Origin of the sequence: Roseateles violae, from assembly GCF_030410485.1 — a bacterium.
Classification (GTDB): Bacteria; Pseudomonadota; Gammaproteobacteria; order Burkholderiales; family Burkholderiaceae_C; genus Roseateles_D; species Roseateles_D violae.
Genome location: NZ_JAUHHC010000001.1, coordinates 232,094 through 251,965, shown reverse-complemented (window position 1 = coordinate 251,965; position 19,872 = coordinate 232,094). Strand labels below are relative to the sequence as shown.

The 19,872-nt window shown below is 68.5% G+C and carries 20 protein-coding genes; 8 read left to right on the top strand and 12 right to left on the bottom strand.

The window, feature by feature from the left end:
• Positions 1-4: 4 nt before the first annotated feature.
• Complete coding sequence (locus QWJ38_RS01070; protein WP_290357184.1) at positions 5-2,662, bottom strand: S8 family serine peptidase; 2,658 nt, start codon at positions 2,660-2,662, stop codon at positions 5-7.
• A 398-nt stretch (positions 2,663-3,060) separates the two neighbouring features.
• Here QWJ38_RS01070 and QWJ38_RS01065 point away from each other — a divergent pair, with 398 nt between their 5' ends.
• On the top strand, positions 3,061-3,561 hold the full coding sequence (locus QWJ38_RS01065; RefSeq protein WP_290357183.1) for a PEP-CTERM sorting domain-containing protein: 501 nt from the start codon (positions 3,061-3,063) through the stop codon (positions 3,559-3,561).
• A gap of 80 nt (positions 3,562-3,641) precedes the next feature.
• On the opposite strand, the gene QWJ38_RS01060 is transcribed toward QWJ38_RS01065, so the two are convergent.
• Positions 3,642-4,079, bottom strand: a complete 438-nt coding sequence (locus tag QWJ38_RS01060) for a DUF8738 domain-containing protein (RefSeq protein WP_290357182.1) — start codon at positions 4,077-4,079, stop codon at positions 3,642-3,644.
• 274 nt (positions 4,080-4,353) lie between these two features.
• Between QWJ38_RS01060 and ppk2 the strand changes: the two genes are divergently transcribed.
• Positions 4,354-5,220 carry a polyphosphate kinase 2 gene (gene ppk2 / locus QWJ38_RS01055; protein WP_290357181.1) on the top strand — a complete coding sequence of 289 codons (867 nt, stop codon included), beginning with the start codon at positions 4,354-4,356 and terminating at the stop codon, positions 5,218-5,220.
• On the opposite strand, the gene QWJ38_RS01050 is transcribed toward ppk2, so the two are convergent.
• Both QWJ38_RS01050 and ssb read right to left on the bottom strand, forming a co-directional pair.
• Entirely contained in the window at positions 5,214-6,884 is a 1,671-nt protein-coding gene (locus QWJ38_RS01050) for a SulP family inorganic anion transporter (protein ID WP_290357180.1), read from the bottom strand. The genes ppk2 and QWJ38_RS01050 overlap by 7 nt on opposite strands.
• Before the next feature lie 89 nt (positions 6,885-6,973).
• Positions 6,974-7,507, bottom strand: coding sequence for a single-stranded DNA-binding protein (gene ssb, locus QWJ38_RS01045; protein WP_290357179.1), 534 nt, complete (start codon positions 7,505-7,507; stop codon positions 6,974-6,976).
• A gap of 158 nt (positions 7,508-7,665) precedes the next feature.
• Here ssb and QWJ38_RS01040 point away from each other — a divergent pair, with 158 nt between their 5' ends.
• From QWJ38_RS01040 to QWJ38_RS01030, 3 genes are read left to right on the top strand one after another with little or no spacing between them, the layout of a single operon-like run.
• Positions 7,666-8,817, top strand: coding sequence for a sensor histidine kinase (locus tag QWJ38_RS01040; protein ID WP_290357178.1), 1,152 nt, complete (start codon positions 7,666-7,668; stop codon positions 8,815-8,817).
• Complete coding sequence (locus QWJ38_RS01035) at positions 8,814-9,569, top strand: LytR/AlgR family response regulator transcription factor (protein WP_290357177.1); 756 nt, start codon at positions 8,814-8,816, stop codon at positions 9,567-9,569. Before QWJ38_RS01040 ends, QWJ38_RS01035 begins: the two co-directional genes overlap by 4 nt.
• Positions 9,566-10,288 carry a head GIN domain-containing protein gene (locus QWJ38_RS01030; RefSeq protein ID WP_290357176.1) on the top strand — a complete coding sequence of 241 codons (723 nt, stop codon included), beginning with the start codon at positions 9,566-9,568 and terminating at the stop codon, positions 10,286-10,288. The genes QWJ38_RS01035 and QWJ38_RS01030 overlap by 4 nt, the downstream gene beginning before the upstream one ends.
• A gap of 183 nt (positions 10,289-10,471) precedes the next feature.
• Here QWJ38_RS01030 and QWJ38_RS01025 read toward each other — a convergent pair whose 3' ends face one another.
• From QWJ38_RS01025 to QWJ38_RS01015, 3 genes are all read right to left on the bottom strand, one after another.
• A complete protein-coding gene (locus tag QWJ38_RS01025) occupies positions 10,472-10,693 on the bottom strand; it encodes a hypothetical protein (RefSeq protein ID WP_290357175.1) in 222 nt (73 codons plus the stop codon).
• Between the two features lie 199 nt (positions 10,694-10,892).
• On the bottom strand, positions 10,893-11,435 hold the full coding sequence (locus QWJ38_RS01020) for a Swt1 family HEPN domain-containing protein (protein ID WP_290357174.1): 543 nt from the start codon (positions 11,433-11,435) through the stop codon (positions 10,893-10,895).
• Positions 11,436-11,478: 43 nt separating this feature from the next.
• Positions 11,479-12,120 carry a DUF5343 domain-containing protein gene (locus QWJ38_RS01015; protein WP_290357173.1) on the bottom strand — a complete coding sequence of 214 codons (642 nt, stop codon included), beginning with the start codon at positions 12,118-12,120 and terminating at the stop codon, positions 11,479-11,481.
• A 418-nt stretch (positions 12,121-12,538) separates the two neighbouring features.
• On the opposite strand from QWJ38_RS01015, the gene recQ reads away from it, so the two are divergent.
• Positions 12,539-14,413 (top strand): DNA helicase RecQ, encoded by a 1,875-nt coding sequence (recQ, locus tag QWJ38_RS01010; protein WP_290357172.1) that lies wholly within the window; start codon positions 12,539-12,541, stop codon positions 14,411-14,413.
• Positions 14,414-14,428: 15 nt separating this feature from the next.
• On the opposite strand, the gene QWJ38_RS01005 is transcribed toward recQ, so the two are convergent.
• From QWJ38_RS01005 to QWJ38_RS00995, 3 genes are all read right to left on the bottom strand, one after another.
• Positions 14,429-15,331, bottom strand: coding sequence for a hypothetical protein (locus QWJ38_RS01005; RefSeq protein ID WP_290357171.1), 903 nt, complete (start codon positions 15,329-15,331; stop codon positions 14,429-14,431).
• Positions 15,332-15,503: 172 nt separating this feature from the next.
• Entirely contained in the window at positions 15,504-15,782 is a 279-nt protein-coding gene (locus QWJ38_RS01000; protein WP_290357170.1) for a hypothetical protein, read from the bottom strand.
• A 239-nt stretch (positions 15,783-16,021) separates the two neighbouring features.
• Positions 16,022-16,303, bottom strand: a complete 282-nt coding sequence (locus QWJ38_RS00995) for a hypothetical protein (protein ID WP_290357169.1) — start codon at positions 16,301-16,303, stop codon at positions 16,022-16,024.
• A 181-nt stretch (positions 16,304-16,484) separates the two neighbouring features.
• On the opposite strand from QWJ38_RS00995, the gene QWJ38_RS00990 reads away from it, so the two are divergent.
• Positions 16,485-17,783: an MFS transporter gene (locus QWJ38_RS00990; RefSeq protein ID WP_290357168.1), complete on the top strand. Its 1,299-nt coding sequence runs from the start codon at positions 16,485-16,487 to the stop codon at positions 17,781-17,783.
• Between the two features lie 37 nt (positions 17,784-17,820).
• Here QWJ38_RS00990 and QWJ38_RS00985 read toward each other — a convergent pair whose 3' ends face one another.
• Positions 17,821-18,060, bottom strand: a complete 240-nt coding sequence (locus QWJ38_RS00985; protein ID WP_290357167.1) for a hypothetical protein — start codon at positions 18,058-18,060, stop codon at positions 17,821-17,823.
• 270 nt (positions 18,061-18,330) lie between these two features.
• Here QWJ38_RS00985 and QWJ38_RS00980 point away from each other — a divergent pair, with 270 nt between their 5' ends.
• Positions 18,331-18,954 (top strand): glutathione S-transferase family protein, encoded by a 624-nt coding sequence (locus QWJ38_RS00980; protein ID WP_290357166.1) that lies wholly within the window; start codon positions 18,331-18,333, stop codon positions 18,952-18,954.
• A gap of 100 nt (positions 18,955-19,054) precedes the next feature.
• Here the strand turns inward: QWJ38_RS00980 and QWJ38_RS00975 are convergent, their stop codons facing one another.
• Complete coding sequence (locus QWJ38_RS00975) at positions 19,055-19,741, bottom strand: response regulator (RefSeq protein ID WP_290357165.1); 687 nt, start codon at positions 19,739-19,741, stop codon at positions 19,055-19,057.
• Between the last annotated feature and the right edge of the window lie 131 nt (positions 19,742-19,872).

The window sequence follows — 19,872 nt, the reverse complement described above, 5'->3', positions numbered from 1 at the left end:
CGTCTCAAGGACGCGCGATGGTGACCGTGGACGAGGTCCAGGTTTCCCAGTGCGCGGGGTTGGCCGCATCGCCCAGCGCCTTCAGCACCGACATCTTGACGATGTAGCTGCCGTTCGGCAGCACGCCCTGGCTGGTCTTGCCGTCCCAGCCGTTGACGAAGGCGCCGCCGGGGGTCGAGTTGCGGCTCAGGTACTGATCCTCCCCGAAGGTGCCGCGCGAGGCGAGCGTGGTGGCGTCGAAGGCCTCCATCTTCATCGTGCGCGACAGGTGGTCGAGGTGATAGACGACGTACGGAATGTCGGCGCCGACCATGGTGTAGGTCTCGCCGGACGGGCGGTTGCCGTAGTTGTTCGTCGCGGGGAGGAACTTGGCCAGCCAGGGGAAGCCGTTGGTCGTCGGCGTCAGCACCTGGGTCGACTGGTAGTCGCCCTTGAAGCCGGCATACGCCACCTGGATCGGTGCGCCGTCCGTCTGCGGCGTGAAGGTGATGTAGCCGCCATAGAGGCCGCGGTTCACCAGTGCCGTATTGGCCGTGACGGTCACGGTCACCGTGGCCACGCCCTTGGCCGGCACGACGACGGTGGGGCTGCTGAAGCTCACGGTCGCCGGCGCGTTGAAGGTGCCGCTGATGTTGTAGCTGGCGCCCGTCTGCGTATTCGGGCCTGCCGCCAGGCTCGGCACATGGCCGAGCGTGTAGGTCACCGGCACCGCCGCATCGTTGCGCAGCGTCAGCTTCTGCACCGTCGGGCCGGCATCGCTTTCGCCGGTCGAGAACTTGCTCGGCAGCGCAAACTGCTGGGCCTTCACCGCGGCCACGATGTCGACCATGCCGGCGCCCTGGCGGAAGGAGTAGTCGAGCAAGCCCAGAGCCGGGCTGCCCGACCAGGGCTTCGGCTTGGCCGTGTTCTGCAGACGGGTCAGCATATTGATCATCGGCGGCGCGTTGCGGCCGACGACCACCGACTCGCGGCCCAGCGCCGCATTGGGCAGGGCCTGCAGGATCAGCGCGGTCGCACCGGCCACATGCGGGGACGACATAGAGGTGCCGCTCAGCGTCGTCGCGCCGCCCTTTTCCAGCGGATAGGACGAGAAGATGCCGCCGCCCGGCGCGCCGATATCGGGCTTGAAGCTCAGGTCGGCCGCCAGGCCGAAGGAGCTGAAGCCGGAAATCAGACCGCCCGTGCCATAGGGATAGCCGACGGCATTGTTGGTCCAGGTCAGCGTCGTGGGAGCGGCACCGATGGCGTTGTGCAAGGCGGCGCCTTGGTCGGCGGTGATCGCCACGACCGGGATCGTGATCGGCGTGGTGGCGGGCGCGACCGGCGCAACCGTCGGATTGATGGCTCCGGCCTGGTTGTTGTAGATGATGACCGCCGCGGCGCCGGCGTTCTGTGCGTTCAGCGCCTTGTCATAGAAGCCGCAGGAGCCGCGCCGGATCAGCACGGCGGTGCCGGTCAGGCTGCCGGCGGGCAGCGCGACGCAGCCGTCCGGTGCCGTCGTCGGCAGCGTCGGTTGGTTGGCCGCGCCGGTGCGCGACATCGGCATGCTGCCGCTGGTCGGCGGCAGCGGCGCGGCAGTGGCCGGGCCGTAGCCGTAGGGCGTGGCGTTGACGGTGAACGAGGTCTGAGCGTTGTCGAAGGAGGCGACGCCGATCACGCTCTCGCCGACGCCGGGCGCGCCGGCCGCGAACAAGGCGTCCGGCGAGCTGCCGCCGGGGCCGTTGTTGCCGATCGAGGCGACCATCACGACGCCCTTCTTGGCCAGGCGCGAGGAGGCCTGTGCCGTCGGGTACTGCGGCCACTGCCGGCCGGCACCCAGGCTCTGGTTGATCACCTGCATGCCGTCGGCCAGCGCGCGCTCCAGCGCTGCCAGGATGATGTCGGACTCGGTGCTGCCTTCGCAGCCAAAGACGCGATAGGCACCGAAGCTGACACCCGGCGCCACGCCCTTGATGCCGCCGCCATTGCCGCCGACGATGCCGGCCACGTGCGAGCCATGGCCCTGGCAGTCGTCCGGATTGCTGTCGGGACTCGGGATCGGGTTGTAGCTGGCGCTGCTCGAGTCCGCGTTGTAGGCATTGCCGACGAAGTCATAGCCGGCGATCACGCGGGCGCTGGGGAAGGGCGTCGTGCCGTTCACGCCGCTGCCGCCGAAGGCCGGATGGTCGATGTCGATGCCGGTGTCGATGATGCCGACCTTGACGCCCGCGCCGGTCAGGCCCAGCGAGTTCTGCGCGATGTCGGCGCCGGACAGTGCCAGCGCGCGGCTGAGTTCGATCGCCGAGCCGGCGGCCTGCTCGGGCGTCGGTGCCTGGATGGTTTCGATCGGGTGCAGGGCCTTCACGCCCGTCACACCCGCCAGCTTGGCGCGATCGGCGGGGCTGATGGAAACGGCCAGGCCGTTGAACAGCGAGTTGAACGAGCGCCGCTCGGTATAGCTCACATTGGCCGCCGCCGCCGCCGCGCGGAACGCCGCCTGCTCGGCCTGCACATCGGCCGGATTGGCGCCATCGGCGACCGGCTTGCCGGCGAATTCAATGAACCAAAGGCGCGAGCCTTCGATGCTCGAGGCCGGTATCGATTGAGCCATCGCCGCCGTGGCGGTCGACAGTGCGGCAACGGCAAGGACGATGGGTTTGCGACTGAAATTCCAGGTAGGCATGCGACTCTCCGGGTTTCGAAAGTCTGCATGCTCGCGACTTGTGTTCGCGTTTGGATTGGTGCTTACCCGATGGGGTGGCGCACGCGCAAACCGCTTACCAGTGAAATAGTGCATGTCCTGACCCCCGCGAATGAGGGTGTGCCCGCTTGAGCATGATCTGACCCCTCTGCTAGCGAAAGGTGGCCGGGGGTGCGGGTAAATCCGACCGCTGAATCGGGGGATAAGTCGCCCGCAGACCATGACTTCCAGCTTGCCGGCGGCAAGAGGGGATGGCAAATTGCGCCCACATCGTGTCCTCGCCCGGAACTGGCCGGCCAGGAGTCAACGATTCTGGAGATGACATGCAGATGAATCAATTCAAACGCGGCGTACTCGGCACGGCTTTGATTGCGGCTGCGATGGCGGCCGGAACCGCCCAGGCCGACACCGTCACGATCGACATCGGGGGGGCCTTGAGCAATGCCGAATTCGGCGATGCGTCGAACGAGACCCGCTTCGTCGACCTCTTTTCCAATGTCCACATCACGAACGTTTCTTGGAACGTCAATCTGTCGACCTTCGGCTCGAGCTGGCTGTCGGAGATGGGCTTCGACCTGAGCAACGACAGCGGCTCCGGTGCCTCCCTGTTCCCGGGCCTTGGCGACGATTCCGCGGGCTCCGGCAGCTACAGCGGCAGCGCCGATCTGGTCTCGCTGGGCGCCGACTTCTTCCTTGGCGCGGACGGACGCCTGAACCTGCAGTTCTTCGAATACTTCGACGACCTGATCGGCGCCGCCGATGGCATCTGGAATCGCGGCAGCAGCCTGACGGTCACCTATGTGCCCGAGCCGGCGACCTTCGGCCTGGCCGCCATCGCCTTGCTGGGCATGGGCCTGAGCTCGCGCCGCAAGAAGTCCTGATCGACGCGCCAAGGCGCGCATCGAACGACAAGGGCCGCAACGCGGCCCTTTGTCTTGGGCGGTTCCGCCCTTGCGAACCGTCAGCGTGCCGCGTCGGACGGCGGCGCCGCCGGTGCGCGCGGGCAGGGCAACCACTGACCCCGGTGGCTGGCGTGGTAGACGGCCTCCCGGGCGCCATCTCGCACGAGCAGGCGCCAGCCGGGCACCAGCGCCTGCGTGTAGCTCAGGCCCGGCCGCGGGCAACCGAGCGAAGCGTCGGCCCAGTCGACCGCGACGATTTCGACGCTCAGCGCCATCGGATCGCCGGCCTGCCAGGCCCGAGCCGCGTCGGCGCGCACCGCCCGCGCTATGGCCGCCAGCGTGGCGGCCTCATCGCTGCCCGGTGCGACGAAACCGCCGCGGCTGATGGCCGGCAAGGCGTTCTCGACACTGTCGGCCGGCAGGGTCTGGGCGGCCGTCATCGCGGCCCCCATCGTGCAGAGCAGCAGGCCGGCCAGGACATGCTCACGCCCGCCCATAGGGCGGCGGCGGCTGCGATCGCGGGGTCTTGCCCATGGGTGCTGCTCCTCCTGGCCTGTTGGGGGCTCAAGAATAGACGGCGATCAGCAGGCGGTCCAGCTTGGCTGTGCCAGGCCCGCAGATCCCTGGCGATCGCGCCGCCGCCAGTCGCGGTGGGGTGGCAGTTTCGCCGCCCGCGACGACAAAGCGTTGTGCAGCGCCGGCCCGCAGGGTAGGCTTTGCCGCAGCTTTCGCCCATTCGCCCACCATGGCCCAGCCCCAGGAGAACGATCGATGAGCGGGTATACCAAGAGCATCAACCGCGCCAGCGGCCGCGGCGAGGCCGCCGAAGAGCCCGTCGCCCATGGCGAGCGCGACGCCGACGAGGCGGATCTGTCCGACAAGGCCTATGAGAAGGCGCTGAAGAAGCTGCAGATCGAGCTGGTGAAGCTGCAGCTGTGGGTGCAGGCCAGCGGCGCCAAGGTCTGCATCCTGTTCGAGGGCCGCGACGGCGCCGGCAAGGGCGGCACGATCAAGGCGCTGACCGAGCGGGTCAGCCCGCGCGTATTCCGCGTCGTCGCGCTGGCGGCGCCGACCGAGCGCGAGAAGAGCCAGATGTATGTGCAGCGCTATCTGCCGCATCTGCCGGCGGCCGGCGAGGTCGTGATCTTCGACCGCAGCTGGTACAACCGCGCCGGCGTCGAGCGGGTGATGGGCTTCTGCACCGAGCAGGAGGCCGACGACTTTCTGCACGCCGTGCCCCTGGTCGAGAACGCGATCGTGCAGTCCGGCATCATCCTGCTCAAGTACTGGCTCGAGGTCAGCCCCGAGGAGCAGACGCGGCGGCTGAAGTCGCGGCTGGAGGACGGCCGCAAGCTCTGGAAGCTGACCGAGATGGACCTGCGCTCCTACAGCCGCTGGTACGACTACTCGCGGGCGCGCGACGCGATGTTCGCCGCCAGCAGCACCGAGTTCGCGCCCTGGCGGATCGCGCCGTCGAACAGCAAGAAGAAGGTGCGCCTGAACATCATCAGCGACATCCTGAGCCAGATTCCCTACGAGGAGCTGCCGCGCGCCAAGCTGAAGTTCCCGAAGCGGCAGAAGGCCGGCGGCTATGTCGAGCCCGACCACTCGCGCATGCAGATCGCCGCGCGCTACTGAGGCTGGCTCAGCTGCTGGTAGCGCTCGATCGCGTTGCGGGCATTGAAGAGCAGGCGATCGGGCCCCAGCTCGCGGTCGAAGCCGGCATTGCGCACGACCTCGAGCACGCGAGGATTCAGGCCGACCAGCCAGACGCTGCCGCCGGTCTCGCGGGCGCGCCGCTCGCAGTCGATCAGCTCCTGCAGCGCCGAATACTCGATATCGGGCACCCGGCTCAGGTCCAGCGCCAGCACGCGCGGGCGGTGTTCGGCGACCAGCGCGCGGATGCGCTCGACGACGATCTGGGCATTGGCGAAGAAGAGCCGCCCCTCGGGCCGCAGGATCAGGAGGCCCTCGAAGGTCTCGTCGTCCGGGTGCTCGGGTGATATGGGGCGCAGCACGTCGGCACCGCGCTTGCGGCCGATGATGTAGACGGCCGGTTGCGCGACCTGGCTGGACAGGCCCAAGAGCGAGATCACGATCGCCACCACGATGCCCTGCAGGGTGCCGAAGATCAGCACGCCCAGCATCGCCGCCAGCGCCCAGCGGAACTCCATCGTGCGCACCGCCCGGATCGCGCGGAATTCGCCCGGCTCGATCAGGCCCACCGAGTAGACGATCACCACCATGGCCAGGGTCGCGTTCGGCAACAGGCCCAGCAGCGGCGCCAGCACCAGCATGGTCGCCAGCGCCATCGCCGCGGTGACCAGCGAGGCCTTCTGCGAACGGCCGCCGGCCTGGCGCACGACGGCGGTCTGCGAGGCGCCGCCGCCGGCCGGCATCGCGCCGAAGAAGGCGCCGGCCAGATTGGCCGCGCCGGTGGCGACCAGCTCGCGGTTCGCGTCGACCGGCGGGTCCTCGGCATGGGCGAAGGCACGGCCGACGGCGATGGTCTCGGTGAAGCTCATCAAGGCGATGCCTAAAGCGCCCGGCGCCAGCTGGCGGATCAGCGTCGGGTCGGGCCAGCTCAGCGCCGGAAAGCCCTGCGGGATCAGGCCCACCGTCGACACGCCCAGCTGCTGCAGACCGAAATACCAGGAGGCCGCGATGCCGCCGCCGATCGCGACCAGCGGCGCCGGCGAATGCGGCCAGCGCCGCTCCATGCCGGCCAGCACGACGAGCGTCGCGCCGGCCACGGCCAAGGTCAGCGGCTTGGCATCGGGAAGGTGCTGGATCACGCTGAGCAGATCGGGGAAGAAGCCGGCCTTCTCGATCTTGATGCCCAAGAGCTTGGGCAGCTGGTCCAGCACGATCACCAGGCCGATGCCGGACTTGAAGCCGGTCAGCACCGGCGAGGAGATGAAGTTGGCGACGAAACCCAGGCGCAGCAGCCGCGCCAGCATCAGCAGCAGGCCGACCATCGCGGCCAGGGTGGCGGTCGCCGTCAGCAGCGCCGCCGGCTCGCCGCTGGGCACCGCGGCGCCCAACTCGGCGCCGGTCAGGATGGCCAGGGTCGTCGTCGAGCTGACGCTGAGCACCCGCGAGGAGCCCAGCAGCGCATAGACCACCATCGGCACGAAGGCGGTGTACAGGCCCACCGCCACCGGCAGGCCGGCGACGGTGGCATAGGCCATGGCCTTCGGCAGCACGACGGCCGCGGCGGTCAGGCCGGCGACGATGTCCAGGCGCAGCGTCGGGGCGGCGTCGGCGGCAGCCTGGGCAACAGGGAGGGGCGTGGTGCTCATGCGGGATCGGCCTCGGGGCGATGGGAAAGTAAAAAACCCCCGCAAGCCGGTGACTTACGGGGGTTGTTCATGCGGGCGTGCCGGCTGGATCAGAACGGGATGTCGTCGTCCATGTCATCGAAACCGGTCGAGGACTTCGGCGCCGGGGCCGGACGGGGCGCCGGAGCGCGCGGGGCCGGGGCGCGGGCGGCCGGCGCGCGGGCCGGGGCGTCGCCGTAGTCGCCACCACCGCCACCGCCGGCGCTGCGGCCATAGCCGCCACCGCCGCCACCCTCGTCACCGCCGCCGTCGCGGCTGCCCAGCAGCTGCATCTGGTCGGCGATGATTTCGGTCGTGTAGGTGTCGCGGCCTTCCTTGTCCTGCCATTTGCGGGTGCGCAGACGGCCCTCGACATAGAGCGGACGGCCCTTCTTGCAGTACTCGCCGACGATCTCGGCCAGCTTGTCATTGAAGACGACGCGGTGCCATTCGGTTTCTTCCTGGCGCTCGCCGGTCTCGCGGTTCTTCCAGTTGCGGGTGGTGGCGAGGCTGATCGTGCAGAAGGCGACGCCGCTGGGGTTGTAGCGCAGTTCCGGGTCGCGACCCAGATTGCCGATGAGGATGACTTTGTTGACGCTGGCCATGGCGGGCTCCGCTGACGATTCGGGCTTGAAAGGCCCGGATTATGCCGCCGCCCCGCAGCGCCGGCGCGGCGTCGCGCAAAACCGCAGATCGGGCATGCCGGCCGGCGCTTGGTCGCCCCGGCGCCCCGGCGCGGCGGGCGACTCCCTAAGATGCGCCCATGTCCAGCGATCCCCGTCTCTCCACGCCCCTGCCGCGCCTCGCGCCGCCGTCCTCCAACCGGCGCATCTGGTGGGCCTATGGCGGCGGCTGCCTGCTGGCCTGGCTGCTCTATGTGCTGGCCGGCGCCGAGTTCCAGCGCGGGCTGTGGCAGCTGTGGGAGGCGGTCTACCAGGCCAGCCTGAGCCTGTGGGCGCCGATGCTGCTGGGCGCGGCAATCTTCCCCTGGGTGCGCGGCCTGCAGGCGCTGGAGATCGCCCCGGCCGGCCTGGTGGCCCTGCATCTGGGCGCGGCCTTCCTGTTCGGCGCGCTCTGGCAGCTGTGCGAATTCGCGCTCGCCTGGGCGCTGTTCGGACTCGACCATGCGACCGCGGTGCTGGTGCAGACCCTGCTGTGGCGGGCGATCTGGGGCCTGGTCGTCTATGCGGCGATCGCCACCGCCTTCACCGCGCTGCTGCAGACGCAGCGGGCGCGCGCCGCCGCGCTGGCCGCGGCCCAGGCCGAGTCGGCGCTGGCGCGCGCCGAGTTGGCGGCGATCAGCGGCAAGCTGAACCCGCATTTCCTCTTCAACACCCTGAACTCGCTGATCGCGCTGACCCGCAAGGACGCACAGGCGGCCGAGGCGGCGCTCCTGCGCTTCTCCGGCATGCTGCGCTATGTGCTGGACACCAAGCGCAGCGCGGCCGACCGCGTCTCGCTGGCCGAGGAGGTCGAGTTCGTGCGCGACTACCTGGCGCTGGAGGCGCTGCGCCTGGGCCCGCGGCTGCAGATCGACTGGCAGCTCGACCCCGACACCCTGCAGGACGAGGTGCCGCCGCTGACCCTGCAGCCGCTGGTGGAGAACAGCATCCAGCATGGCGTGGCGCCGCGCCTGACCGGCGGCAGCATCCGCATCAGGAGCGGCCGCAATGTGATGAACCAGGGCCTGGAGCTGAGCGTCGAGGACGACGGCCCCGGCTGCGACCCGGCAAGGCTGGACGAGGCCGATGCGCCGCAGGCCGCATCCTCGCCGGCGGCACAGGGCCGGCGCCGCGGCATCGGCCTGTCGGCGCTGAAGCGCCGCTTCGCGATCGACTACGAAGGCCAGGCGCGGCTGCGCGTGCAGACGGCGCCGGGCGCGGGCTTTCGCGTCGACCTATGGATTCCGCAATGAACAATATGAAGACAAGAGTGCTGATCGCCGAGGACGAACCGCTGGCCGCCGAGGCGCTGGCCGACTGGGTGCGGCAGCTGCCGCAGCTGGAGCTGCTGGGGATCTGCGCCGATGGCGTCAGCGCGCTGGAGCAGATCCGCGCGCTCGCGCCCGAGCTGGTGCTGATGGACATCCAGATGCCGGGCCTAACCGGGCTGCAGGTGCTGCGCGCGCTGGCCGAGGACGATCTGCGGCCGGCGGTGATCTTCACCACCGCCTATGACGAGCATGCGCTGACCGCCTTCGAGCTGCATGCGGTCGACTATCTGCTCAAGCCCTTTGCGCGCGAGCGCTTCGTCGAGGCGGTCGAGCATGCACTGCAGCAGGGCGGCGGTGCGACGACCGCGTCGCTGGCCGCCGAGGCGCTGCAGCAGGCGCCCAGCGAGCCGCTGCGCCGCGTGCTGGTGCGCGACCAGGGCAAGATCTTCCCGCTGCAGGTCGAGCAGATCGAGTACCTGCGCTCCGACAACAAGTACACGGCGCTGGCCAGCCGCGGCCGCAGCTTTCTGGTGCGGCTGCCGATCGCCACCTTCGAGCAGCGCCTGGACCCGGCCCTGTTCCTGAAGCTGCAGCGCGGCTGCATCGTCAATCTGGATTTCGTCGAATCGATGACGCCGGACGACAACTCGCAGCTGGTCGTGCAGATGCGCGACGGCACGCGCATCACCGCCAGCCGCGAGGTCTCCAAGAAACTGAGGGAGCAATCGATATGAGGAGCAAGGCAGCCGCAGTGGCGTTTCTGTTCGGCCTGTGCGCTGCGCTGGCCCAGGCCCAGCCCAGCGAGGCCCGGCCCGAGGGCCGGCTTTACGAACCGGGCGCCTTCGACCGGCTGGAGCTGGACGGCTCGGCCAAGGTCAAGCTGGTGCAGGGCGAGCGCGACCAGGTCTTCATCGTCGGCGGTGAGGACGTGCAGCGCAATGTCGAGATCGAGCTGAACAACGGCCGCCTGCGCATCCACCCGTCCGGCGGCTGGAAGTTCTGGAGCAGCAGCCGGCTGCAGGTCGAGGTGCAGATGCGCCGCCTGAGCCAGCTGACGATCTCCGGCGCCAGCGACGTGCTGGCGGTGGGGCCGATCCGGGCCGAGAAGCTGTCGGTCCATATCTCCGGCGCCGGCCAGGTGCGGCTGGACGAGTTGAAGGCCGAGCAGCTGCGCTTCGACATCTCCGGCGCCGGCGACGGCCAGCTCGGCGGCCAGGTCGAGCAGCTGAGCCTGAGCGTCTCGGGCAAGGGCAAGCTCTTGGCCGAGCAGCTGCGCGCCAGCAGCGCCACCGTCTCGATCAGCGGCGTCGGCAATGCCAATCTCTGGGTCACCGATTCGCTGCGCGTCAGCATCTCGGGCATCGGCAACGTCGACTACTGGGGCCAGCCGCAGCAGGTGCGGCGCTCGACCTCGGGGCTAGGCTCGATCACCGCGCGCGGCGAGAAGCGCTGAGCCGGGGTGGCCGCTGGCGTCTCGTCTGTTTCGCGCCAATGTCTGTGCGAGGAACGGCCTGATCCCGAGCAAGCGGCTCCTGGCCGAGGCGCAGATGTCTTCTGCGCCCTGGCCTTGCAACTTAGCGGCGGCCGAGGGCGGTTCGCTGAAGCAAAAGGCTGACCGTCACCGACGGACATTGCTTCAAGAGGATCCCCATGGAATGAGCAGCGTAAGGAATGCAGCCCATGCCGATCGCTTTGCCGTCCTGGTCTCGTCCGGCGTGATCGGCATCAGCGGGGCCCGATGCTGACGCAAAAAGTAGTAGCCCACCGCAAGCGCGGCGCCGATCAGCAGCGGATAAGCGGCATGCACGGCGACGGCAGCAAAACCACCAAGCGTCATGAGCAGGATGGCCGCGGCCATGGTCCCTGCGGCATCAACGATGGCGATTGCGCAGCCTGAGCCGCATTTCTCGCAGCGCGCAGGGACCGCCGATGACGACGACCATTTGCGCGTGAAAGTGATTGAGCGAGTGGTGCAGGAAGGGCAGGCGTACATGTGACGGTTAGCGTTCAAATTCAGCGGACGCCGTTAGGCGTCCGCTGGAATGCAGGGTTAAACATCACTCCATCAAGCGGAACCAGTCTCGGACCGTCAACTGCAATCGCAACTCCTCGTCTTCGGCGAGGGGACTGCAATGCGCGATCGGATTCCGGAGTGCGTTGAGACTGGCCATCACCTTTTCCACCGCCTTCTTGCTGTTGAACAGTCCACCAAAGATGTCCCAGTTGGCAGCGATGATGACTGACAGTTCGCCGAACGTGGTGTAGTCCAACTCATCAAGCGACCGACGGGTTACCCCGGCATCCAACTCTTTCTGGATTCGACTGGCTACGTCGGCTTGAATGTTTGAGGGCACGCGGGTCGATGCCCACCAGTCCTCTCTCTTCTCTGCGGCCTCAATGGTCTGGGCAACAAGCTCTCGGATTGACTTCTCTAGCGAGTAAAAGACCTCGTAGTGCTTTGCCATAGCGGCCGCCTCGGCTCGGACAGCCGCGTCAAATTGCGGGTAATAAACATCTTCGACTGTTTGAGGAACGGTGGGCATATGCCCAAACTCGACCCCGTGCATTCTGGCTATGCGGCTCAGGTCTTCGGAGAGCATTTGGTTAGTCATGCCAAATGCTTTGACTCTCTCCAGCGCTGCCTTACTCATTGCCTGAAAGCAGATGCTCTTTGAGGCTGCGGAAGATCGCGTTGAAAACAGCTTGGTCTGCTGTGGCTGGGAGATTCAGGTTGATTGTGTAGGAGAGATTAAGCCCGACTTGCCCGTTGCGCCCTTGGTGGTTTTGCAGATCCAGTGCTCGTGGCCGAGTGTCAGTCGATTGAGGTTGCTCTGCGGACTCTCCAGAGGGCTCGACCGAGTCAAAGCTTGCAAAGGCCTTAAGGGCCTTAATTGCTGACAAGGTAAGTTGGGCCGCGCGATTGTTTGCTTCTACGCCAGTGACTTGCACAATAAGTGCCAGTAGGTCCTTGTCGGATAAACGGTAGAAGTACTCGTTAGCTTGTAGCAAGTCTTTGTATCCAAGGCGGATAGCATCCGCCACAGCCGCGCCGCCGGTGGCAGGATTTCGGAACCGCCTATACAGGTCCGTTGGTACTCCGTCGGAGCCAACAAAGCCGATGCGCTTCAGGAACGGGGGGAGGTTCCCACCAGTTCCGCCTTTGATCTGAAGTACGGTAGTGACGAAGTCCTTCGTAACCCGTTCTGGCGTTGCTGCCGAGCGAATCCTCTCTAGCGCGGTCTTGATCGAGCCAGGAGTAGAGACATACGGAAGATTTGCCGGCATGCAGTGTGCTCCGAGTGTTTGTGATGTTTAACTTGTTATAGGGAGACAGGTGCGTCCGTTTATCACATCGCCCCGTCCGCTTATTACGGCCGTCATGATCGGACTGGAAGCGGCGACCGATCTGGGTTTACTCGCAAAACTGTGGGTGCAAGCGCCACTATCAAATCAGTCAGAAGCGGCAGGGCGAGTTTGACATTCCTGGCGGACTCCGGCCTCGTGGTTAGCCCGGGCGGCGTCCGCATGCGGCTCGGCGGGGCGTCCAGGGTCATCCCCGGCCGAGAGCGCCCCCACACCTCATGCCGAGGCCGGCCGCCCCCATCGCAAGGCGGCTCCGGCGCTGCAGTTGGCGTGCTCGGCGCGCCTCCCGAACCGATGCTTTTCCGCCCCCGCGGCCGTCTCCGGGACAATAGCGGTCTTCATGAGTGCCTCTGACCAACTTTCCGTCCCCGCCCGCATCCTGCAAGAAGTCTTCGGCTACAGCGCCTTCCGCGGCGCCCAGGCCGACATCGTCGACCATGTGACGGCCGGCGGCGATGCGCTGGTGCTGATGCCTACCGGCGGCGGCAAGAGCCTGTGCTACCAGATCCCGGCCATTGCGCGGCACCGCGGCGGCCGCGGCGTCGCCGTCGTCGTCAGCCCGCTGATCGCGCTGATGCACGACCAGGTCGGCGCGCTGGAGGAGGCCGGCGTCCACGCGGCCTTCCTGAACTCGACGCTGAGCAGCGAGCAGGCGCTGCATGTCGAGCGCGAGATGATGAGCGGGCGGCTGGTGATGCTGTACGCGGCGCCCGAGCGCATCACCAATCCGCGCTTCCTGGCCCAGCTCGATTCGCTGCACGAGCGGGGGCTCCTGAGCCTGTTCGCGATCGACGAGGCGCATTGCGTCAGCCAGTGGGGCCACGACTTCCGCAGCGAATACCTGGCGCTGAGCCTCTTGCACGAGCGCTATGCGGACGTGCCGCGCATTGCCTTGACGGCCACCGCCGACGAGCTGACCCGGGCCGACATCATCGAGCGCCTGCGGCTGGAGGAAGCGCGCATCTTCATCTCCTCCTTCGACCGACCGAACATACGCTATGCGATCGTCGAGAAGGACGGCAAGCCGCGCGAGCAGCTGCTGCGCTTCATCCGCGACGAGCACGAGGACGAGGCCGGCGTCGTCTACTGCCAGAGCCGCAAGAAGGTCGAGGAGACCGCCGAGTGGCTGGAGGGCGAGGGCATCAAGGCCCTGCCCTATCACGCGGGCCTGGACGCGGCCCTGCGGCAGAAGCACCAAGACCGCTTCCTGCGCGAGGACGGCATCGTGATGGTGGCGACGATCGCCTTCGGCATGGGCATCGACAAGCCCGATGTGCGCTTCGTCGCGCACCTGGACCTGCCCAAGAACATCGAGAGCTACTACCAGGAGACCGGCCGCGCCGGCCGCGACGGCGAAGCGGCAGATGCCTGGATGGCCTATGGCCTGGCCGATGTCGTCAACCAACGCCGCATGATCGACGAGAGCCCGGCCGAGGAGGACTTCAAGCAAGGCCAGCGCGGCAAGCTCGATGCGCTCTTGGCCCTGGCCGAGGCGACCGACTGCCGCCGCGTGCGCCTGCTCGGCTATTTCGGCGAAGCGAGCACGGCCTGCGGCAACTGCGACAACTGCCTCAGCCCGCCGGCCACCTGGGACGCGACCGACGCCTCGCGCAAGCTCTTGTCCTGCATCTACCGCTTTCACCAGAACGGCGGCCAGCGCTTCGGCGCCGGCCATCTGATCGACGTGCTGCGCGGCAAGGCCACCGACAAGGTGGCGCAATACGGCCACGAGCGGCTCAGCACCTGGGGCATAGGCGCCGAACTGGCGGAGGCGCAGTGGCGCGCGGTGCTGCGCCAGCTGATCGCGCTGGGCCATGTCGTCACCGAGGGCGAGTACCACACGCTGGCCCTGGCCGACTCGGCCCGCGCGGTGCTGAAGGGCGAGACGCAGCTGCTGCTGCGCGTGCCGACGGTGCCGCCCAAGCGCGGCAAGAGCTCGCGCGTCGCTGCCGGCCGCTCGGGCAGCAAGCCCGCGCCTGTCGATCTCGACCTCGAGGCCCAGCGGCGCTTCGAGGCACTGAAGCACTGGCGCGCCGAAGTGGCCAAGGAGCATGGGCTGCCGGCCTATGTGATCTTCCAGAACGTCACGCTGGCCGAGATGGCGCGCCAGCAGCCCGACTCGCTCGACGCGCTGGCGCAGATCAGCGGCATCGGCGCGAAGAAGCTCGAGGCCTATGGGCGGGAGATTCTCCGCGTGCTGGAGGCGTCGCCCTGAGGGTTCAGCGGCCCGTCAGTGGGGCGGGCCGCCCGTCAGCGGCAGCCCGAACTTGGCCTCGATATCGTGGAACATGGCGGCCGGCGCCGCCGTGCCGGGCTCGATCGCGAGCTTGCCGTCCAGCGTCGCGAACTGGACCAGCGACAGCGCGGCCGAGGCGCCCGCGCCGAGCAGGCCGCCGGTCGCGAAACCGAGGCCGGCCTTGAAGAGCGTGAAGGCCAGCTTCCAGCCCAGCTTGACCTTCGCGGCCTCGACGGCCTCGTTGTACTGATCGGTCAGCTTGACCAGCAGCCCGACGGCGGCTTCCGGCGCCAGCCCCTTCTCGACCATTTGCTCCTGCCATTCGAACAGGGCGGCCCGCTTCGCCCGGAAGCTCTTGTCGCGCGACAGCTCCATCGCCAGGCGCAGATTGTCTTCGGCATCGTCAAGCGCTGGCAGGGCCAGCCGGCGGGTCAGCAGCAGCGCCTGCTGCGAGAGGTTGGCGCCGGCCGGCGCAATGCCGAAGTCCTGCGTCGCCGCCGCCGCCGAGTTGTAGGCCGCGATCACCTCGACATGGTCGACATCGGCGAGCTTTTCCTTGATCGGCTCCAGCGCCAGCATCGCTCGCGTCATTGCAAAGGCGTCGATATGTCGGGCGTCCTCACGCTCTGCATTCAGCAGTTCCAGACGGGTCTTGAACATCGCTCGCCGCTCGGCGTTCCAGGGCCGACAGATCGCCAGCTCTTCCAACTGGTCCAGGCGTTTGCGCTGCAGATCGGGATCCCAGCCTTGAGCGATCCAGTAGGCCCGCTCGTCGCGCTCGTCGTGGCTGCTCATCACCGGCATGACCAGGCGGTCGTAGAGCAGCACATTGGCGACCAGATCGGCGGTGTCGAGGTGATCGCGCACGGACAGGGAGCCCCAGCGTTCGATTGCCATACGTGCCTCCATTGGCCAGGGCTCAATCGTGGTGCCTAGGCCAACTTAGTCACTGCCTATCGCCCGCGCAAGTCCCCGATTGCTGGCACTCAATGGCAGAAGCCCGGCTGTGCCGGGCTTCTGCTGCTTGAAGGCGGTGAGGTTGCTGCGAATGCGGCTGCGCTGCAGTGCTTCAGCAGAGCGCCTGAGCGGCGCAGGCCTGGGCCAGCTGCAGCTCGGTCTCGCTGGTGGTGCGGCGGCCGACGACGACGACGCGGGGCAGTTGCTCGACGCGCTGTGCTCGAGCGATCTGCGTGTCGGCGCCGGCGCGCTTGCCGACGATGAGGACGCGCTCCAGCTTGACGATGGCCTGCTTGGGCGCGGCGACTTCGGCCTGCGCGAACATCAGGGCGATCAGGCCGAAGATGGCGGCGATCAGGAGGGCGGCGATGCGGTTGCTGAGGCTGTTCATGATGAGGTCCTTCCGTGCTGGCGTGTTGCTTTGTCCGTGCATGCAGTTTCGGCGCTGCTCCTGCTCATCGCCAGCCTCAGGTGACGAAGCGCGCGCCCGGCGGGATGGACTGCAGGCGGCGGCGATGAAGTCATGGCAAGCGAGCGTCGGCCAGCAGTCATCGGCGTGCCGCAAAAGAACAAGGCCCGGCAGTGCCGGGCCTTGCGGGGAGCGATCGAACCGTCAGCGCAGCGGCGCGTTCAGCACATCGCTTGCTGCGGCGCGCAGCTCTTGGCGACGGCCAGCTGCGTGTCGGCCGGTGCGCGGCGGCCTTCGACGACGACGCGCGGCAGCTTCACGATTTCCTGCTGCTGGGCGACTTGCGTCGCGGGCGCGGCGCGCTTGCCGACGATCACCACGCGCTCCAGCTTGACGATCTCCTGCTTGGGCGCGGCGGCATTCTCGGCGCTGATGACGAAGCCGGTGCTGCCGACGAGGGCGATCAGGCCGGCGACGAAGAGGGTCTTGCTGCTGGTGTTCATGGTGGGCTCCTGCGGGCTGCGTTGAAGGAGGGAAGGATCGTTCGGTGATTGCAGTTTGCGCGCCCGCCCCCCGCTTCTCCAGCCGCAAGCGACCAAGCGCGGCAATCGGCGCATCAACGGCAGCTGGGGGCGACAAATGGACGCGTGCGGCATGGCACACTGGCCCGCAGGGAGAGTCTTCTTGTCCTTTTTGCCATCGTCGCTGCGCGCCTTCGCCGGGCGCCGCCTGGGACCGCTGGGCCCTGCGTTTCAATTGTTGCTGCTCAGCGATGGGCTGATGCTGCTGTCGCTGATGGTCGGCCATGTGGCCGTGCCCTGGTGGGTCGCGCACGAGGGCGGCGCCGCGCAGCTGGCGATCTATGCGGCCGGCATGGCGGCCGGCTCCTTCATCGCGCTGCCGCTGCTGTCGCCGCTGGGCGACCGCGTCTCCAAACGCCGGCTGATCGCCGGCGGCCTGCTGCTGATGGCGCTCGAGGCGCTGGTGCTGGCGGCGCTGGCCCAGCTGGGCATCTACCGGCTGGCCTGGGTGATGGGGCTGGAGCTGCTGGCGGTGGTCGCGATGGCGGCCATCATGCCGGCCTCCTTCAGCATCGTCGCCGAGCTGCTGCCGGCCGAGCGCCTGACCGAGGGCCTGGGCCTGCAGAAGAGCGCGCAGGCGCTGGGCCGCCTGCTCGGCCCGGCGCTGGGCGGCCTGGTGCTGGCGGCGGCCAGCACCGCGGTCGCGCTGTGGCTGCATGCGGCCTTGCTGCTGCTGGCGGCCGCGCTGGCGGCGCGCATCCAGGCGCCGACGCCGCCCGCGCCCGCGCAGGCCTCGCACTGGCTGGCGGATCTGCGTGCCGGACTGGTGGCCAAATGGAAGATCCCGCTGGAGCGCGGCTGGACCTTCGTCTCCTTTCTGGTGATGATCTTCTTCACCCCCGGCATCGGCATGCTGGTGCCGCTGAAGGTGCAGTCGCTGGGCCTGTCGGCCGCCTGGCTGGGCGCCTGCGAGGCCGGGCTGTCGCTGGGCATGCTGCTGGGCTCGCTGGGCGGCTCGGTCTGGCTGGCGCAGCGCATCGGCCGCTTCAATGCCAGCTTCGCGGCCATCCTGCTCGAGGGGCTGTGCATGATCGCGATCGGCTTCAGCGAGGCGCCGTTGCTGATCGTCGCCGGCTTCGCGATGTTGGGCGCCTGCATCGCCACCGTGCAGATGGTCGGCCAGACGCACCGGATGCTGGCGATGCCGCAGGCCTTTCGCGCGCGCATGACGGCCGTCAACATGATGGTGATGCAGATCGCCGGCGTGCTGGGTCCGGGCCTGGCCGGCGGCCTGCTGCTGCAGGGCAGCGTCGGCGGCGCCTACGGCCTCTTCGGCCTGGGCCTGTTCCTGGTCGGCCTCGGCTATCTGTGGGTGCCCGGCTACCGCGAGTTCCTGAACCTGCCGCATGCGCAGGCCGAGGGGCGCTACGCGCGCGAACATCCGGGTCTGTTCAATCGCTGAGGGATAGGAGCGAGCGGCGCCGCTCGGCGGCGCTGCGCTATTCGGGCCGTGCCGTCTCGCCGGCCTGGCTCAGCGCGAGGCCGTCGACGCGCCGGCCTTCGACCACGACGCGCGGCAGTTGCTGGACCGTCGCGCGCTGGCCGACGACCGTCACCCGTTCGAGCCGCTGCGGCGGGCTGCTCTGCTCGGCCAGAGCAAGGGCCAGCGCGACGGCGGACGCGACGCTGCCGATGGCGATCAGCAGCAGCGAGGACGGACTGGCGTTCATCAACATCATGGCGGCTCCCGGGCTTTGGGCTGGACCGCAGTGTCGGCAGGCCGCGACCGGCAGGCCAGGGGCAGGCGATGAAGCGCCGGATCGGGCGCGCGAAACGCCTTCTACGGCGACGGATGGCCGCCCGGGCGGCTGCAGGGCGCCGTTAGTCTGGCCGGCTTGCGGCAGGCTGACAAGCCTGCGGCCCGGGGGGACTGTAGGCGCCGGGAGACAGGCTGGCGGCGGCGAATCGCTTGGCTAGAATCGTTCGCAGAGGGACGACGTCAAGCACATATGAAACTCATCGGATCGCTCTCCAGCCCCTACGTGCGCAAGGTGCGCGTCGTGATGGCCGAGAAGAAACTCGACTACCAGTTCGTGCTCGAGGACGTCTGGGGCAGCGACGCGATCCTCAAGATGAACCCGCTCGGCAAGGTGCCCTGCCTGGTGATGGAAGGCCAGGACTCGATCACCGGCGCCGTCTTCGATTCGCGCGTCATCGTCGAGTACGTGGACACGCTGTCGCCGGTCGGCAAGCTGATCCCCGAGCGCGGCCGCGAGCGCACCGAGGTGCGCACCTGGGAGGCGCTGGCCGACGGCGTGATGGACGCCGCCATCCTGGCCCGGCTGGAGCAGAACTGGTCCGGCCGCAGCAGCGAGCAGCGCAGCGAGGCCTGGGTGCAGCGCCAGATGGGCAAGGTGCTGGCCGCGGTGAAGGCGATGAACCAGGGCCTGGGCGACAAGAACTGGTGCTCGGGCAACCACTTCAGCCTGGCCGATATCGCGGTCGGCTGCGCGCTGGCCTATCTGGACTTCCGCTTCCCTGACCTCGACTGGCGCAGCGAGCACCCGAAGCTGACGCGGCACTACGAGAAGCTGGCCGCGCGCCCGAGCTTCGCCGATACCGTGCCGTCCTGAGGAGTCTGCGCGGCAGAGCGCGTAGCCCGCGTTGAGTCTGGCAAGGGCGCAGGCAAGGCGCGAGGAGGCAGCGGGTCCCTGCCCTCGCCTCGCCGGCGCCTTAGCTGGCCCCGCAACTCGCCCCGGCGCGGGCCACGTGCCCTGCCGCGCAGACTCCAAGCCGGTGCAGGCGCGGATAGACGCGCCAGAGCCGGCGCTCGACGTCGGCCGGCGTCATGTCCCAGCGCGCGGCGATCTCCACCCCCAGCAGGCCATGCGCCAGCAGGCTCAGCAGATGCTGCTCGGCGCGCGGCAGGCCATGGGCCATCGGGGTCACGTCTTGCGAGGCCTCGGGCGCCAGCGCCTCGTCCAGGCTGCTGCGGCCCAGGCCGTAGGCGTCCAGGATCTGGCGCGCGATCGCCGGCGACATGGTTGCGCGGCCGGCGTCCAGCTTGCGCAGGTCCAGCAGCAGGTTGACGCCGCGGTCGGCGTCGATGCAGTAGCCGTTGGCGCCCAGGCGCAGCGCCTCGAACAGCGCCAGCTCGTCGGCCATCGGCGCCAGCAGCAGCAGCTGCGGCCGCCGCGGCAGGCCGCGCAGCGACTGCGCCAGCTGCAGCGCGCGGCCGTCCAGCAGGCTCAGGTCGCAGGCGATGATGTCGGGCGCGCAGCCCGCCAGCGCCTCGCGCGTCTCGCGCAGCCGCATCGCGCTGCCGCAGACGCTCCAGTCCGCCATGCCGCTGCCGGTCAACAGATCTTGGGCTTTTTGCAGGGAGCTCGCGCAGCGGCGCAGCAGGAAGACGGCGGGCATGGGAATCGGTCAGCGGGTCTGCGCGGATTGTGCTCGGCCGCCCGTGGGCGACAAGCCCGCGAACGGGTGGCCCGCGCCTGAGGGGAGGGCCATGACTTCGTGCCCCAGCGCAGCGCTGGCGCACAATCATC